Here is a 16,492-nt window from a genome sequence, read left to right as displayed (position 1 = left end):
ACAGGCTATGATCAACCAAACTCTAATACTATGAGGCCATGGTCGGACCTAGGCTGCTGATATGTCTTAGCACCCCTACCGACCCCGATCGACAAGGAGCACGCCCGTGCCTTCATTTTCGACTACACTTGAGCAGGCGATCCACGCAGCCCTTGCGTTGGCCAATGCTCGCCGCCACGAATTCGCCACGCTGGAACATCTGTTGTTAGCGCTGATTGACGAGCCTGATGCAGTTCAGGTGATGAAGGCCTGTTCGGTCGATATCTCTGAGCTGCGCGATACACTTGTCGAGTTTGTCGATGAAGACTTGAGCAATCTGGTCACGGATGTTGATGGATCTGAGGCCGTCCCAACAGCCGCATTTCAGCGTGTCATCCAACGCGCCGCAATCCATGTGCAATCCTCTGGCCGGACCGAGGTAACTGGTGCCAATGTGCTTGTTGCCATTTTTGCCGAACGTGAATCAAACGCGGCCTACTTCCTGCAGGAACAGGATATGACGCGGTATGATGCGGTGAATTACATCGCACACGGTGTCGCAAAAGATCCTGCCTATGGCGAGGCGCGGCCGATCGCAGGTGCCCCTGAGCACGAAGAAGAGGCTCAAGGTGTGACCGAAGGCGAAAAGAAAGAATCCGCCCTGCAAAAATACTGTGTCGATCTGAACGCGAAATCACGTGAGGGCGACATTGACCCGCTGATTGGCCGCGAGGCCGAAGTTGAACGCTGTATTCAGGTGCTTTGCCGCCGTCGCAAGAATAACCCGCTGCTGGTGGGCGACCCCGGCGTGGGCAAGACAGCCATCGCAGAAGGGCTGGCGCGCAAGATTGTTGCGGGCGAAACACCTGAAGTATTGGCCAAAACAACCATCTACTCGCTCGATATGGGCGCGTTGCTGGCTGGCACACGCTACCGCGGCGATTTCGAAGAACGCCTGAAAGCGGTGGTAACAGAATTGGAAAACCACGACGATGCGGTCCTTTTCATTGACGAAATCCACACTGTTATCGGTGCAGGTGCCACGTCTGGTGGCGCGATGGATGCCTCAAATCTGCTGAAACCCGCGCTTGCGGGCGGCAAATTGCGCACAATGGGTTCCACCACGTACAAGGAATTCCGTCAGCACTTTGAGAAAGACCGCGCCCTTGCCCGGCGTTTCCAAAAGGTCGATGTGAATGAACCATCAGTGGATGATGCAGTGAAAATTCTCAAAGGTCTAAAGCCCTATTTTGAGGACCATCACAGCGTGAAATACACATCCGATGCAATCAGATCATCTGTTGAGCTTGCGCATCGGTATATCAATGACCGCAAATTGCCGGATTCAGCGATTGACGTGATCGACGAGGCAGGTGCCGCCCAGCATCTCGTTGCAGCCTCCAAGCGCCGTAAAACTATCGGTACCAAAGAGGTTGAGGCGGTCGTCGCCAAAATCGCGCGCATCCCGCCCAAGAATGTCTCAAAGGATGACGTGATCGTTCTGAAAGATCTCGAAAAATCGCTGAAACGCGTGGTCTTTGGTCAGGACAAGGCAATCGACGCATTGGCCTCTGCGATCAAACTGGCCCGTGCCGGTCTGCGTGAGCCTGAAAAGCCCATCGGCAACTACCTGTTCGCAGGGCCAACTGGTGTCGGCAAAACCGAAGTTGCGAAACAGCTGGCCGATACGCTGGGTGTTGAACTGCTGCGTTTTGATATGTCGGAGTACATGGAAAAACATGCGGTTTCGCGTCTAATTGGTGCCCCTCCCGGCTATGTCGGCTTTGATCAGGGTGGCATGCTGACCGACGGCGTAGATCAACATCCGCACTGCGTGCTGCTGCTTGACGAGATGGAAAAAGCACACCCGGACGTCTACAACATTCTGTTGCAGGTGATGGACCACGGCAAACTGACTGACCACAACGGCCGTACCGTCGACTTCAGGAACGTGGTCCTGATCATGACGTCAAACGCTGGAGCCACTGAACAGGCAAAAGAAGCCATCGGTTTTGGTCGTGATCGCCGCACTGGCGAGGATACTGCAGCGATTGAGCGCGCCTTCACGCCTGAATTCCGCAACCGCCTGGATGCGGTCATCAGCTTTGCACCATTGCCCAAGGATGTGATCTTGCAGGTGGTCGAGAAATTTGTGCTGCAACTTGAAGCACAATTGATGGATCGCAATGTGACCATTGAGCTTTCCAAGAAAGCAGCCGAATGGTTGGCCGACAAAGGCTATGACGACAAAATGGGGGCGCGGCCACTGGGCCGCGTCATTCAGGAGCACATTAAAAAACCGCTGGCCGAAGAATTGCTTTTCGGAAAATTGGCCAAAGGCGGCGTCGTCAAAGTTGGTGCGAAAAAAGGTGAGCTTGAGATCACCATTCTTGGCCTCGAAAAGCCGCGCCTTTCCGGCAACAAACCGCCTCTGCTGACGGCGGAATGATCAAACGGGCCGTATTGGCCCTGACACTTCCCTTCGCTGGTCCGACACTGGCGGAGGGAATTCTATTACAGTCCCCCATCGACTGCGATCTGACCAGCACCTGTTACATCCAACAATATATGGACCGGGACCCTACTGCAGGCGTCCGTGACTATCATTGCGCAGGGCTAAGCTATGATGGGCACCTGGGAACGGATTTCGCGCTTGCTTCAACCGCCGAAATTCAAAATGACATTGCGGTGCGCGCAGCAGCAGATGGCGTGGTCGCGGGCGTTCGTGATGGCATGGCTGACATCGAATACACCCCCAAAACAGCGGCCGAAGTCAAAAACCGCGAATGTGGCAACGGGGTCCAGATCACCCATGGTCAGGGATGGGTCACACAATATTGTCATCTGAAACAAGGATCACTGGCCGTTCAAACGGGCCAAAAGGTTTCGGCAGGGGACACCCTGGGCCATGTCGGGATGTCGGGCAGAGCCGCCTTTCCCCATCTACATCTGTCGGTCCGAAAAGATGGCAAGGCCCTCGATCCATTTGATCCAGATGGCACTCTGACCTGCGCAGCACCGGCAGACAGCACACTCTGGGCTGATCCGCCGCCCTACCGCCCCGGCGGCCTGATCTCGATCGGTTTTTCCGACCATGTCCCGGATTTTGCCGAAGTCAAATCCGGCGATGCCAAAAAGACGCGTATCTCGATGAAGACCCGGACGCTTGTCATCTATGGCTTTGCTTTTGGGATCAGGGCGGGCGATGTGATGCGCCTTTCGATTACTGGGCCAAAAGGGCAAGTGATCGCAAAAGACATCGTATTTGACGACCCACAAGCGCGGTCGTTTCGCGCGATTGGCAAGAAACGCACTTGGCACCCGTGGCCACAGGGTGACTATCATGGCAATGTCAGTCTGCTCAGAAACAATGCTGTTGTGAGCCAATCTGATACGAAAATCACGCTGCGCTGACCCGCACTCCCCCCCGTGTCCCTTCACCCTTTCTCAAATACCGAAATAAAACAGTAACTTCGCGCGCGACGTCGCTAAGCTGACCTATTTCTCGGTAAATTTGAGCTCAATCCGCCGGTTCAAGGCGCGTGCTTCATCGCTGTCGCCAATGGCCACGGGCTGATATTGCCCAAATCCGTTCGCTGCCAAACGGTCCGGCGAAATGCCCAGGAAATTGATCATATATTTCACGACCGACAGGGCCCGCGCCTGCGAAAGCTCCCAATTGTCAACGTATTCGCCAGTCCCGAGCAAGGGGACGTTGTCTGTGTGCCCATCTACCCGGATCACCCAGTTGATTTCGCTCGGAATGTCGTCGGCAACGGATTGCAAGATCCTTGCAACCTTGGCAATTTCGCCTCTGCCATCGTCCGACAAAACTGCGCCGCCGGGGGGAAACAATACCTCGGAAGAGAAAACAAACCGATCTCCCTCAATCCGCACTCCTTCCTGAGAGCCCAAAACATCACGTAACCTGCCAAAGAACTCTGAGCGATACTGTTCCAGATTTTTGGTTTCCGCTTCCAGTCGCTTGCGTTCCGCCGCCTCCAATTCCGCGCGGCGGCTTTGTTCGGCAGCTACGCGTGCTAAGGCCGTGTTCAGGTCAGATCCCAGTGATTGCAGTTCAATATTCTTGGCCGCATCCCGCGCCTGTGCGTCATCCAACAAAGCCTGCAGACTTCCCAATTGCGAACGAAGTGCCGCGACTTGCTGGTTCAGCAGTTCAGTTTGACGCTGGGCTTCCGCGCTCACGGCCTGTTCTGTTGAAAGCTCTTGCCGCGCCGCAGCCAGCAGGGCCGCCCGCTTTTCGGCTTGTGACGAGGTATCATTGGCCAGTGTTTCAGCAGCCAGCTTTGCCGCCAGCGCCTCTGTCAATTGCGCACGCAGAGCGTCGCGGTCCGCGGTGAGGGTGTTTTGAGCGGCATCTCGTTCGGCCCGCAATGCGATGATTTCCTGCTGCAGACGGGCCAATTCTGCTTCGGCTTCGGCACCTGTCTCTGCTGCACTCTCTGCGGTCTCTAGGCGTACCAGCGCTGCGGCCAGTTGCGCATCCAAGTCACCCTCCGCTGCACGCGCGGCGGCCAGCAAGGTCAATGTATCTTCTGCCTTTTGTCGCTGCGCCTCAAGCGCCAGCGTCATTGCAGTCAGTTCGGCATCTGCATCAGCAAGTTTCGCGCGCAGGGCTTCAGCTGCCGCTGCTTCAGCCAAACGTTCAGCCTCCGCCGCGCTCACCTCAGCCGCCGCTACATCAACCTGCCCTGTCAGATCAGCAACCTGCGCGTCTGCTTGAGCATTTCGCGCCCGCAGATCCGCAACCAGAGCGTCCAGTGCCTCGCGGCGGGCGGCGGCCAATCGTGCGGCTTCGGCTTGCGCGTCCACTTCTGAACGGGCCGCCGCAAGTGCCAGATCAAGCGCTTCCTGCGCACTGAGTAATTCTGCCTGCTGCGTCTCAAGTGCGCTCACCTGCCCCAGCGCTGTGTCGCGTTCTGATAGAAGGCCTGCAACTTCCGCTTCAAAGCTGGTAATCTGCGTTTCGGCGGCTCTTAACGCCGCCGTTTGCTGATCGCGCTGGTTTGTCAGTGCCGCGATCAGGGTCGCTTGTTCTGACACTTCGCCACGAGCATCGTTAAGGGAGGCATTCAGTGCACCCAACCGTGCCTCAAGCTGTGCATTGGTGCTTTCTTCCAGTCCCAATGCTTGCGCAAGCGCGGCGACCTCACCTGCCAATGCGTCAAGTTCTGTTTCCTGACCGGTGATCCGTTCTGTCAGAACAAACTGCACCACCATAAATATGGTCAGCACGAACATGAGCACCAGCAAAAGCCCGGTCATCGCATCCACAAATCCCGGCCAAATGGAGGATTGAAACCGCGAACCTGTCCGCCGGGACAATGCCATGGTTAGCGCCCCTCGCCGCCGGGCTTGTTCAGTGGTCGTATACGGCGCGGCTCTGCAGAACGCCCTTCAGATACGGCCTTGGCCAATGACATGATATCCTTGCGAAATTCCGCCATGCTTTCCTGCCGCCCGGCTGAAATTTCTTCAAGAATGCGCAGCATCTGCACGTCAATGGACCGCAGCCGCATCCGGCTTTCAGCGTCAATGCCATCACCGGAACCTTGGGCCTCCACTGCCGTGATCATGCGTTCCTGACCAGCGGCAATCCGGTCCAGCGCCTGACTGGAAGGGTTGGTCCCTTCCATCCGGGTGGTCATCCGGTCCACCGCATCTGCAAGTCTGCCGAGTTTTTCGTCGACCATCGCCCGACTTGTTCCCGATTCCCTGAACATCTGTTGCAGCGTTTCCATCTGTTCCGTCATATGATCAATAACGCCGCCCATCACATGTTGCTCGCCGGTGCCTTCTTCACCAGTGCTGAAGCCGATGCGGGTGATTGAGCTGAGCCAATCCTCAAGCTCCTGATAAAACCGGTTTTGCCCATGCCCTGCAAAGAGTTCGAGCAGCCCAACGACCAGCGACCCTGCAAGACCCAAAAGCGAGGATCCGAATGCAACCCCCATACCGCCCAACTGCGCCTCAAGACCCGTCATGAGGCGGCTAAAGACATCAACGCCGCCTTCGCCTTCTGAGGGGGCGAGGCTACGGATGGTGTCCACCACCGCTGGCACAGTGGTGGCAAGGCCATAGAATGTCCCCAAAAGGCCAAGGAAAATCAACATGTTGACGATATAGCGCGTTATTTCGCGCGCTTCGTCTATGCGGGACGCTACGGAATCAAGAATGGACCGCGTGGATGTCGCACTGACCTGCATCCGCGCGCCACGGGTGCGCAACAATGAGGCCAATGGGGCCAGCAACTGTGGAGCAACCGTCTCCGGGTCCGGTGCGTCTGAGGCAAAGTTTTCGATCCAGCGCACAGATCCAATCAGTTGGAACACCTGATAAAAACAAGCGAATACGCCGATAATGAAGACAAAGATGATGAACCCGTTAAGGTACGGGTTCGCCGCAAAAATGGGCAGCACCGAAGGCAATGCCAGAAAACCGCCAAAGGCGGTCAGTGCCAGCACGATGAGCATCAGAGAAATCTGGCGCACGGGCTGTGAAAACTGTGGTCGTTGTTGTCGGTCTGGCTGCGCCATGCGGCCTTGCTCCTGACCCTTTTTGCCTGCTTTGCGCGCAGCTTACACTGAAAACATAGGCATATGCCAAGAATTTATGTGGTGAGGGTTTTCACTCTGTCGTGGAGCCATTCCAATGCCGGATCGTGCAATCCAACCTCTGCCAGATGTGTTGCCGTATTATAAAGATATTCGGTATTTGGCCCACGCCCACCCACGGCATTCGCGATGATCTGCGCCTGCTCTTCCAGCGGCAAACCACCGCAATATTGCGCGTGGCCCTCGTCGATGACATACACCAATGCCGTCACGTCCCGGCCATCGGCCAGGTGAATCGTGAGGTTCTTTTCAACATAGGCCGATGAGATCAGCTCGCGTTCGCGCAGGTATTCCAGGGTATCAGCCTCAGCGCCATCCGCCACCCGAAGCGCCATTCCTTCGCAGGCGCTTTCGACATGTTCGTCCAGGGCCAGCACCAGGCCGGGGTGATCTTCGGTGCCACGGTGATGGATTGACCGCATGCAAAACGACCGCGCATAGCCCGGTAGCGTGGCGATCACGCTTTCCGCGACGGTGAAACCCGGGTTCCACAATAAGCTGCCGTATCCAAATACCCACATTGCCATCACGCTGGTCCTTCATTGATGGCTTGGGTAAACCGCATCTGCGGGCTGAGTTAAAGGGGTTATCAACGATGCGCAGATTGGCTTGGCTGATCTTAGTCCTGCTGGTGATGTGGTCCGCATGGTGGGCCGCAGCATCCTCCGGGGTACAGCACCTGCTGACCACGTGGCTGGACAACCGGCGCGACTTGGGTTGGCAGGTTGAGGTTGCCGAAATTTCGAAACACGGTTTCCCGCTGTTTCTGCGCGCCCGCCTCAGGGATGTGTCGGTTGCTGATCCCGCCACAGGTCTGGGGGTCGATGCACCGCAATTGGATCTGACGGGGGCCGTCTATTGGCCCGGCTATATGTCAGTGAAACTGCCAGACGCCCCGTTACACATCATGACACCTGTTGGTCACTTCACATTGCAAGCGACGGATGCCCAAGCTGACTTGCGTCTGCGGCCCAGCGCAAGCCTGCAACTGCAAAGCTTGAGTGCGGTCAGCGAGGCGTGGCGCATCGGCTCTTCCGACGGCAGCATCCTGTCAGCGGAAGCTCTGAATATCGCGGCGACCCAAGACAATGCATCCCCCGAAACCTACCAAATTGATGTAAACGCCAACAATCTGACCCCCGGCACTTTGCCCCGCGCGCTTTTGTCGCTGCCAGCAGAGTGGCCTGCGTCATTTGACGTCTCTACCGCTGACCTGAGCGTCGATTTTGACATGCCGTGGGACCGCAGCGCATTGACTGAGAGGCATCCGCAACCCCGCGCGGTGACCCTGAATAAAATAGAAGCCTCATGGGGGGAACTCAGCTTGCTGGGCTCTGGTGATCTGAGCATCGATCCCTCAGGCATCCCGACCGGGACAATTTCCGTTACCGTCACAAACTGGCGCGAGATCATCACTCTGGTCGACGCCAGTGATGCATTGCCGAACGAACAGCGTTTACAGATGGAGATCCTGCTCGGTGCGCTGTCTAATCTGGGGGGCAGTCAGGATGATCTGACCCTGACCCTATCCATGCACGACGGGGACATGTTGCTGGGGGCCATCAGGCTGGGCCCGGTGCCGCGCCTGATCTTTCAGTGATTATTTGCAATAGCGGCCACTGCGATAGCGCGCCGTATCAAAATGGAAATGATCGCGGTGAAACCGATCCGCATTAGGGCCAAGAACGGTGCCAAATGGCCCACAGGCCCCGGCATGCATTTGCCGCATTACTTTGCTGGACGACTTCGCGTTCCACCCTTTAAGCACGCTAACCTCGGACCCGTCCGCCAGACGAAAGGCAGAAATATCAATCGCCCGTCCGCGCCCATGTTCCGAGACCTTGGCACCCTTTTGATTGTTCCGCGTCCGGCAAGCATAATGCGCCGCGACCCGAAGGCTCTTGAGGCCGCCTCCTTTGCGTCCCAGTGCGGGTTTGGCCGACTTTTCCAGCCAGCTTTTCAACGCATTCGCGGTCACACAATCCATCACCGCTGATTGGCTCAAGGTAACGCCAGATACCGATCGCACGCGCACAGCGTTCTCAACGCCGCAGCCGTTCAACCTGCCTTTGACCCTGCCAATGGCCTCACCCTGAATGGCAACATCACCACAAACCGCACCCTTCGCCCTCATCTGGCGTTGCGCGCGGGCCTGTTTCTCAACTTTGCTGGACCTAAACAACGGGCGCAGTGATAACATCAGACCGCCACGCGGTTTTCGCGCGTCTTGGGTTTGCGCATCCCCGACCGGCGGAGCGATCGCTCCCGACGGTGCAACCTCAACCGGCAGAACCACGTTGCCACCACGTTGGACAGGACGCTTTGATGTTGTCGGTGACGCCCATGCGGACTGCGCCAACACCAAGGAAAATATCAGCGCAGCACGGATCATTTCTTGCCAACTTCCCGGCCAAAGTTTGGCGCATCGGTGTCTTGCCCAGCCTCAATAATACTGCGCCTGATAGCACGGGTGCGGGTGAAATAATCATGCAGATGGTCGCCATCGCCCTGACGAATGGCCCGCTGCAACGCAAAAAGTTCCTCTGTGAAACGGCCCAGAATTTCGAGCGTCGCCTCTTTGTTGCTCAGGAAAACATCGCGCCACATTGTTGGATCACTGGCCGCAATCCGGGTAAAATCGCGGAAGCCCGCGGCAGAATACTTGATCACTTCGCTATCGGTCACCCGGCGCAGGTCGTCCGCGACACCCACCATCGTATAGGCAATAAGGTGCGGTGCATGGCTGGTCACGGCCAAGACCAAATCGTGATGTTCGGCGTCCATTTCCTCGACGTTGGATCCCATCCCTTCCCAAAGTGCGCGCAACGTTTTCGTAGCAGTCGGATCGGTGCCTTCGGATGGCACCAACAAGCACCAGCGGTTATCAAACAACTCTGCAAATCCAGACTTTGGCCCGGAATGTTCTGTCCCTGCCAGCGGATGACCGGGGATAAAGTGTACGTTTTGTGGCAAATGTGGACCGACCTGTGCGATCACATCCGCTTTGACCGATCCCACATCCGTGACGGTGGCCCCGGGTTTCAATGCCGCCGCCATATCTGCAGCGATCGCGCCCATGACCCCAACCGGCACGCAAAGCACCACAAGGTCCGCCCCCTCAACCGCCTCCAACAGCGTATCGCAGACCCGATCACACAGACCAATTTCGCGGGCAGTATCGCGGGTTTCCGCGCTGCGGGCAAAACCCACAACTTCGCCCGCCAACCCGCCGCGTTTCATCGCCCAGAACATCGACGAGGCAATCAGGCCAAGGCCAATTAGAGCAACGCGGTCATATACCTGAGCCATCTGCGCCCCCGTTCTTGAATTGTCGGACAGCATGAACAATGCGGCGGCAACTGCTTTCGTCGCCGACCGTGATCCGCAAGCAATTGGGCAGGTTGTACCCCCCCACACGTCGCACAATCAGCCCTTGAGATTGCAGATGCGCATCGCAGGCTTCCGCCTCAGCCTGGGAGGCAAACCGCGCCAGAATAAAATTTGCGCATGAGACATCGGACGGCACGCCGATTTCCGCAAGTGCATCCGCCATCCATGTGCGCCAGCGTGCGTTTTCCGTCCGGCAAAAGGTAGCGTAGGCCGTGTCACGCATTGCGGCCTCCGCCGCATTAAGTCCTGATTGTGAAATATTAAACGGGCCGCGCACGCGGTTGAGCACGTCAATGACATGCGCCGGTCCATACCCCCAACCAATCCGCAATCCGCCCAATCCATAGAGTTTGGAGAATGTGCGCGTCATCACCACGTTTTCACGGCCGTCCACCAGTGCAGCACCCCCATCATAGCCATCGACATATTCGGCATAGGCACCATCGAGAACCAACAGGGCATGAGGCGGCAAGCCATCCGCCAGCCGCGCGATTTCGCCCAACCCAATCATCGTGCCAGTTGGATTGTTGGGGTTGGCAATAAACACCAATCTCGTGGCGTCGGTGCAGGCTCCGAGAATTGCGTCCACATCCGTCACGCGTTCACGCTCAGCGACCTCCATCGGCGTGGCACCGGCCGCGAGTGCCGAAATCCGATACATTGCAAAGCCGTGTTCGGTGTGAATCACTTCTGTCCCCGGACCAGCGTAAGCCTGACAGAGAAAGGTAATAACCTCGTCCGAACCGGCACCACAGATAATCCTGTCTGCATCCAATCCAAGTATCTCGGCGATCGCCTTGCGCAGCGGGGCGTGGTCAGACGATGGATAGCGGTGCAATTCAAAAGCCGCACGGCGGTAGGCCTCAAGCGCTGCCTCGCTTGGGCCGTGTGGGTTTTCGTTCGATGACAACTTTACCACGTTATCTAGGCCTGCCACATGTGCAGCACCCCCTTGGTAAAGGTCGATATCCATGATGCCCGGCTGTGGCGTGATCGCAGTCATGTCGGCAGTTCCCCTATAGATGGGGCCGTTCTAACGCCGCCCCCCAGCCATGACCAGTAGGATTGTCCTTTGCGCAATCCAGTGGCGTCACTGCGGTGTTGTGAGGCGACGCACAAATGGGTTGCGCCGCAATGATCTGTCGACCTCGTCCCATCCGCGCAGAGCCGCCATATCGAACGCTGTCAATCCCTTTTCGACACGTTCCTCAGCGCTGGTGAAATCCTTGAAGTTCAGGCTGCGCCCTGCGCGGAAATACGAAAACCAGACCCAAGGGCGCAGGCACAGACCGCGCATCAAGGGCCAGTCAAATGCAGCCATTGCCGCTTCGACACTTGGACCAACCGCATTGTCTTGTTCCCAGCGAAAGAAAGCTTCGTAAAGCACGCGTTTTTCGGCATTAGTTGCTGGGTGCCCAGACATCTGCCTAGCCAACAGGCGTCGTATTTCAATGACGATCTCGCTTGGCAGATCATCCACGAGGGCGCTGTCATCCATACCGTCTTTGGAAAAGTGTAAAATGGTATAGGCTTTGATCATCACCCGCCGGTTTATGTCTTTCAGCGCGCCGGTGTAGGCGTCAAAATGCGCCATGCGCGTGCGATAATTGCCGGGTGCACGTCGATCCAACAGGGCCAGAATAATCGCGCCGATCCGCGCTATTTTCAGATACCACTGGGCCCAAACCGCCCCGTGGGCGGCGATCAACGCAAAGCAAAAGATGCCACCCGATGCCCGGTAGATATGATGGTATTGCACGGCACGCTTGCACAGCCCATCCGGCGGTCCCGCCAATAGGGTTGCTTGTGTGTGTATTTGGTCATGGCGCTCTTGCGCGGCTCGATACTGTAAGTTCATAGGATTAGTGGTACGTTTATGACCGATATGGACCCGACCTGACTATGCGGCAAAAACGGCCACAATGGGCAGTGCAGGTGGCAATTGCGCGGCCACAACGAAAAAGGCCGCCCCATGGGACGGCCTTTTGATGCTCGGAAATCCAAGGCTTAGTTCTTGGCGTAGAATTCCACGACGAGGTTTGGTTCCATCATCACCGGATATGGCACATCACCCAATGCAGGGGTGCGCACAAATGTTGCGGTCATTTTGGAGTGATCGGCCTCGATGTAGTCAGGCACGTCACGCTCAGCCAATTGTGTGGCTTCAAGCAAAGCGACCATCTGCTTGGAACGGTCACGCACTTCGATCACGTCACCTTCTTTTACGCGGTAAGACGGGATGTTCACCTTCTTGCCGTTCACACGAACATGGCCGTGGTTCACGAACTGACGTGCGGCAAATACAGTCGCCACAAATTTGGCACGGTACACAACCGCGTCCAAACGACGCTCAAGCAGACCAATCAGGTTTTCACCTGTATCGCCTTTAACACGCTCAGCTTCACCATAGATGCGGCGGAACTGCTTTTCGGTCAGGTCGCCGTAATAGCCCTTGAGCTTTTGCTTGGCGCGCAACTGAATGCCGAAGTCGGAAATCTTTGCCTTACGGCGCTGGCCGTGCTGGCCGGGGCCATATTCACGGCGGTTAACTGGGGATTTTGGACGGCCCCAGATGTTTTCGCCCATGCGACGGTCAAGTTTATGTTTGGCAGCGGTGCGTTTTGTCACGGCTGTTCTCCTTTAAATTATAAAGGGCGTTGTCCTCTGGGTTTCCCCCGACAGGCATCCCCTTGCGAGGGCCACCAACACCAATGAAGCCGCGCTTATACGGGGTGATGGGGCGAAGTCAACGGGGTTTGGCCAACGCTGCGCATGCGTCGTGCCGATGGCAGGTCAGAATATGATCATTCACCAATCCACAGGCCTCCATCCAAGCATAAACAATGGTGGGTCCACAAAACTTAAAACCTTCTTTTTTCAAATCTTTTGACACCTGTTCTGAAAGTTTGGTGGACGGCGGCACATCGGCCTGGGTCGCAAATTCATTCTGTAGCGGCACGCCATCCACATAGCGCCACATAAAGGCATCAAAACCCTCGTTGGCCTCTATCGTTTGCCAGGCGCGGGCATTGTTTATTGTCGCTTCGATTTTGCCACGATGGCGGATGATCCCCGGGTTCTCGAGCAATCTTTCAACATCTTCAGCGGACCAATCAGCAATTTTATTCGGATCGAAGCCTTGAAACGCGGCACGAAAATTATCGCGCTTTTTCAGAATTGTGATCCAGCTTAACCCTGCCTGAAATCCATCCAGGATCAGCTTTTCCCACAGCGCACGGCTGTCGTATTCCGGCACGCCCCATTCGGTGTCATGATAGTCTATGTATATTGGTTCCAGCCCGGCCCATCCGCATCGCTCCATGTCGCGTCTTCCTGCATTTGGCCAATTTGGTGGCCCTTAAAATTGGCGATAAATCAGCGCTTTAAGGTCCCGTTATGACTTTCTCAGCAACAAATGTATCTGGACAATGAAGAGTGTAACACCGTGGTAAGTCAATTCAAACGTCGGCTCGCCGATATCGCACCGGGTTCTGAAAATCCGTTAAGCTACGCAGTCTCACAGCGTGATAAATCGACACTTGAGATGGTGAAAGATGCGATTGAATACAAACAAACGCTGTTGGCCTATCAACCGGTCATGCGGGCCGGCGATCATAGCAAAGTGGCTTTCTTTGAAGGGTTGATCAGGGTGATGGACGCGACGGGCCGGGTCATTCCCGCGCGCGATTTCATGCCAGTCATCGAAAATACCGAAACGGGTCGGCAGATTGACGTTCTTGCACTGCGTGCAGGTCTGTTGGCATTGCAAGACAATCCCGGCCTACGCCTGTCGATCAATATGTCTGCGCGTTCCATAGGCTACAAATCATGGAATCAGATGATCCGGCGGTTTCTCAATCGTGACAAGACCATCGGGGAACGCCTGATCCTTGAGATCACCGAAAGCTCGGCAATGACGGTGCCCGAATTGGTCGCAGATTTGATGGATGAGCTGCAACCGTTTGGCGTCTGTTTCGCCTTAGACGACTTTGGGGCCGGGCATACGGCGATCAGGTATTTCAAGGACTTCTATTTTGATATTCTCAAGATTGACGGTGAATTCATCAAAGGTATCGCTGACAACGCGGATAACAGGGCGTTGACCGCCGCGATGATTTCGATCGCTGAACATTTTAATATGCTGACAGTGGCTGAGTTTGTTGAAAATGCGCAAGATGCGGCTGTGCTTACTGAAATGGGCATTGATTGCCTGCAAGGATATTATTTCAGCGCCCCAACCACGCGTCCATCCTGGCTTCATAATCCGGCGGTTCGCGCCAGCGGATAGGCAAAGTCATGCACATCGGGAACGCGGCATCAACGCAGGCCCCGTTGCCGCGATGCGGCGCATCCGCTATGACTTCCTGACAAGGTGGGGGAGTCGCTGCGTACAATGATGGATGCCGCGACAGATTATCCTCGGCCAACTAGGTAGAGGAACAATAATTCATGACCAACGTCGTCATCGCATCCGCCGCCCGTACTGCCGTTGGCAGCTTTGGAGGTTCGTTCGCCACAACACCCGCCCATGACCTGGGTGCCGCCATGCTCAAGGAAATCGTCGCCCGTGCAGGCGTTGATGCGTCCGAGGTTAGCGAAACAATTCTGGGTCAGGTGCTGACCGCTGCACAGGGCCAAAACCCCGCCCGTCAGGCGCATATCAATGCAGGTCTGCCACAGGAAAGCGCCGCATGGTCGATCAATCAGGTGTGTGGTTCCGGCCTGCGCGCCGTGGCATTGGCCGCACAGCATATCCAACTCGGCGATGCGTCTATCGTCGCTGCGGGTGGGCAGGAGAACATGACGCTTTCGCCCCATGCACAAAACCTGCGTGCCGGTCAGAAAATGGGCGATCTGCAATTCATCGATACGATGATTCGTGATGGTCTGTGGGATGCGTTCAACGGCTACCATATGGGTCAAACGGCCGAAAACGTCGCCGAGAAATGGCAGATCAGCCGTGATCAGCAAGACGAATTTGCAGTTGCGAGTCAGAACAAGGCCGAAGCTGCGCAGAAGGCTGGCAAATTTGCTGACGAAATCACGGCCTTTACCGTCAAAAGCCGGAAAGGCGACATCGTTGTCGATCAAGATGAATACATTCGCCATGGTGCGACGATGGAGGCCATGCAAAAACTGCGCCCCGCCTTCACCAAGGATGGCTCAGTCACCGCGGCCAACGCATCCGGCCTGAACGACGGTGCCGCCGGTGCCTTGTTGATGAGCGCGGATGAAGCCGAAAAGCGCGGCATCACCCCATTGGCGCGCATCGCGTCCTATGCCACCGCCGGTCTGGACCCGTCCATCATGGGCGTCGGCCCCATCTATGCGTCACGCAAGGCACTGGAAAAAGCAGGCTGGAAGGCAGAAGACCTTGATCTTGTTGAGGCCAACGAAGCGTTCGCCGCACAGGCCTGTGCCGTGAACAAGGACATGGGCTGGGATCCTGCAATCGTTAACGTCAACGGCGGTGCCATCGCCATCGGTCACCCAATCGGGGCTTCCGGTGCGCGCATCCTGAACACGCTTCTTTTTGAAATGCAGCGGCGCGGCGCAAAAAAAGGTCTCGCTACCTTATGCATTGGTGGCGGTATGGGTGTTGCCATGTGCCTTGAGCGTCCCTAAGAATGATGGGCGCGCAAGATAATTGCGCGTCTGCCGCTTGAATTGAAATATCACTACCCTTTGAGGAGGATCTAAATGTCCCGAGTCGCACTGGTCACCGGAGGCAGCCGAGGGATCGGCGCAGCTATTTCCAAAGAATTAAAAGACGCCGGCTACAATGTCGCCGCAACCTATGCGGGCAATGACGAGGCTGCCGCCGCCTTTACCAAAGAAACCGGCATCAAAACCTACAAATGGAATGTCGCCGATTATGAGGAATCCGCTGCGGGCATTGCAAAGGTAGAAGCCGACCTAGGTCCAATCGAAGTGGTCGTCGCCAACGCGGGCATCACCCGCGATGCGCCATTCCATAAAATGACCCCACAGCAGTGGAAAGAAGTCATCGACACCAACTTGACCGGCGTGTTCAATACCATTCACCCGATCTGGCCCGGCATGCGCGAACGGAAATTTGGCCGTATCGTGGTGATCAGTTCCATCAACGGTCAAAAAGGCCAGTTTGCCCAAGTGAACTATGCCGCGACCAAAGCGGGCGATCTCGGCATCGTCAAATCACTGGCCCAGGAAGGCGCACGCGCAGGCATTACCGCCAATGCCGTTTGCCCTGGTTACATTGGCACGGACATGGTTATGGCCGTTCCGGAAAAAGTGCGCGAAAGCATCATCGCACAAATTCCAGCCGGGCGTTTGGGCGAGCCAGAAGAAATCGCACGCGCAGTGAAATTTCTCGTGTCGGACGATGCGGGCTTTATCAATGGCTCGACGATCTCTGCCAACGGTGCACAGTATTTTGTCTGATCAATAAATGCTCTGAAAAGTGCGGAATGAAATACAAAAAAAGGCCGGATCGAATGATCCGGCCT

15 protein-coding genes are annotated in these 16,492 nt (G+C 56.3%); 6 read left to right on the top strand and 9 right to left on the bottom strand.

Annotation, left to right across the window (positions count from 1 at the left end):
• Positions 1-106 precede the first annotated feature (106 nt).
• A complete protein-coding gene (gene clpA, locus ACEWL3_RS03280; RefSeq protein ID WP_386177593.1) occupies positions 107-2,428 on the top strand; it encodes an ATP-dependent Clp protease ATP-binding subunit ClpA in 2,322 nt (773 codons plus the stop codon).
• Positions 2,425-3,393, top strand: a complete 969-nt coding sequence (locus tag ACEWL3_RS03275) for a M23 family metallopeptidase (RefSeq protein ID WP_386177592.1) — start codon at positions 2,425-2,427, stop codon at positions 3,391-3,393. The genes clpA and ACEWL3_RS03275 overlap by 4 nt, the downstream gene beginning before the upstream one ends.
• A gap of 84 nt (positions 3,394-3,477) precedes the next feature.
• Here ACEWL3_RS03275 and ACEWL3_RS03270 read toward each other — a convergent pair whose 3' ends face one another.
• The 3 genes from ACEWL3_RS03270 to ACEWL3_RS03260 all read right to left on the bottom strand — a co-directional run bounded on the left by ACEWL3_RS03270 (position 3,478) and on the right by ACEWL3_RS03260 (position 7,141).
• A complete protein-coding gene (locus tag ACEWL3_RS03270) occupies positions 3,478-5,331 on the bottom strand; it encodes a peptidoglycan -binding protein (RefSeq protein WP_386177591.1) in 1,854 nt (617 codons plus the stop codon).
• A 2-nt stretch (positions 5,332-5,333) separates the two neighbouring features.
• On the bottom strand, positions 5,334-6,536 hold the full coding sequence (locus ACEWL3_RS03265) for a biopolymer transporter ExbB (RefSeq protein WP_386177590.1): 1,203 nt from the start codon (positions 6,534-6,536) through the stop codon (positions 5,334-5,336).
• A gap of 74 nt (positions 6,537-6,610) precedes the next feature.
• On the bottom strand, positions 6,611-7,141 hold the full coding sequence (locus ACEWL3_RS03260) for a gamma-glutamylcyclotransferase (protein ID WP_386177589.1): 531 nt from the start codon (positions 7,139-7,141) through the stop codon (positions 6,611-6,613).
• Positions 7,142-7,209: 68 nt separating this feature from the next.
• Between ACEWL3_RS03260 and ACEWL3_RS03255 the strand changes: the two genes are divergently transcribed.
• Positions 7,210-8,214, top strand: coding sequence for a DUF2125 domain-containing protein (locus ACEWL3_RS03255; RefSeq protein ID WP_386177588.1), 1,005 nt, complete (start codon positions 7,210-7,212; stop codon positions 8,212-8,214).
• Here ACEWL3_RS03255 and ACEWL3_RS03250 read toward each other — a convergent pair whose 3' ends face one another.
• The 6 genes from ACEWL3_RS03250 to ACEWL3_RS03225 all read right to left on the bottom strand — a co-directional run bounded on the left by ACEWL3_RS03250 (position 8,215) and on the right by ACEWL3_RS03225 (position 13,326).
• Positions 8,215-9,006 (bottom strand): extensin-like domain-containing protein, encoded by a 792-nt coding sequence (locus ACEWL3_RS03250; protein WP_386177587.1) that lies wholly within the window; start codon positions 9,004-9,006, stop codon positions 8,215-8,217.
• On the bottom strand, positions 9,003-9,923 hold the full coding sequence (locus tag ACEWL3_RS03245; protein ID WP_386177586.1) for a prephenate/arogenate dehydrogenase family protein: 921 nt from the start codon (positions 9,921-9,923) through the stop codon (positions 9,003-9,005). The genes ACEWL3_RS03250 and ACEWL3_RS03245 overlap by 4 nt, the downstream gene beginning before the upstream one ends.
• The gene (gene hisC, locus ACEWL3_RS03240; protein ID WP_386177585.1) at positions 9,907-11,007 is read right to left on the bottom strand and encodes a histidinol-phosphate transaminase; all 1,101 of its coding nucleotides are present in this window, start codon (positions 11,005-11,007) and stop codon (positions 9,907-9,909) included. Before hisC ends, ACEWL3_RS03245 begins: the two co-directional genes overlap by 17 nt.
• Positions 11,008-11,094: 87 nt before the next feature.
• Positions 11,095-11,763 (bottom strand): hypothetical protein, encoded by a 669-nt coding sequence (locus tag ACEWL3_RS03235; protein ID WP_386177584.1) that lies wholly within the window; start codon positions 11,761-11,763, stop codon positions 11,095-11,097.
• A gap of 248 nt (positions 11,764-12,011) precedes the next feature.
• The gene (rpsD, locus tag ACEWL3_RS03230; protein ID WP_114877206.1) at positions 12,012-12,632 is read right to left on the bottom strand and encodes a 30S ribosomal protein S4; all 621 of its coding nucleotides are present in this window, start codon (positions 12,630-12,632) and stop codon (positions 12,012-12,014) included.
• Positions 12,633-12,750: 118 nt separating this feature from the next.
• A complete protein-coding gene (locus tag ACEWL3_RS03225) occupies positions 12,751-13,326 on the bottom strand; it encodes a DNA-3-methyladenine glycosylase I (protein ID WP_386177583.1) in 576 nt (191 codons plus the stop codon).
• Positions 13,327-13,419: 93 nt separating this feature from the next.
• Between ACEWL3_RS03225 and ACEWL3_RS03220 the strand changes: the two genes are divergently transcribed.
• From ACEWL3_RS03220 to phbB, 3 genes are all read left to right on the top strand, one after another.
• Positions 13,420-14,292 carry an EAL domain-containing protein gene (locus ACEWL3_RS03220; RefSeq protein ID WP_386177582.1) on the top strand — a complete coding sequence of 291 codons (873 nt, stop codon included), beginning with the start codon at positions 13,420-13,422 and terminating at the stop codon, positions 14,290-14,292.
• Positions 14,293-14,453: 161 nt separating this feature from the next.
• Positions 14,454-15,629 carry an acetyl-CoA C-acetyltransferase gene (locus tag ACEWL3_RS03215; protein ID WP_386177581.1) on the top strand — a complete coding sequence of 392 codons (1,176 nt, stop codon included), beginning with the start codon at positions 14,454-14,456 and terminating at the stop codon, positions 15,627-15,629.
• 75 nt (positions 15,630-15,704) lie between these two features.
• Entirely contained in the window at positions 15,705-16,427 is a 723-nt protein-coding gene (gene phbB / locus ACEWL3_RS03210; protein WP_386177580.1) for an acetoacetyl-CoA reductase, read from the top strand.
• Positions 16,428-16,492 lie beyond the last annotated feature (65 nt).

It is taken from the genome of Sulfitobacter sediminivivens, assembly GCF_042611115.2.
GTDB classification, from domain to species: Bacteria; Pseudomonadota; Alphaproteobacteria; order Rhodobacterales; family Rhodobacteraceae; genus Sulfitobacter; species Sulfitobacter sediminivivens.
This window is presented reverse-complemented; position numbering and strand designations above follow the sequence as displayed.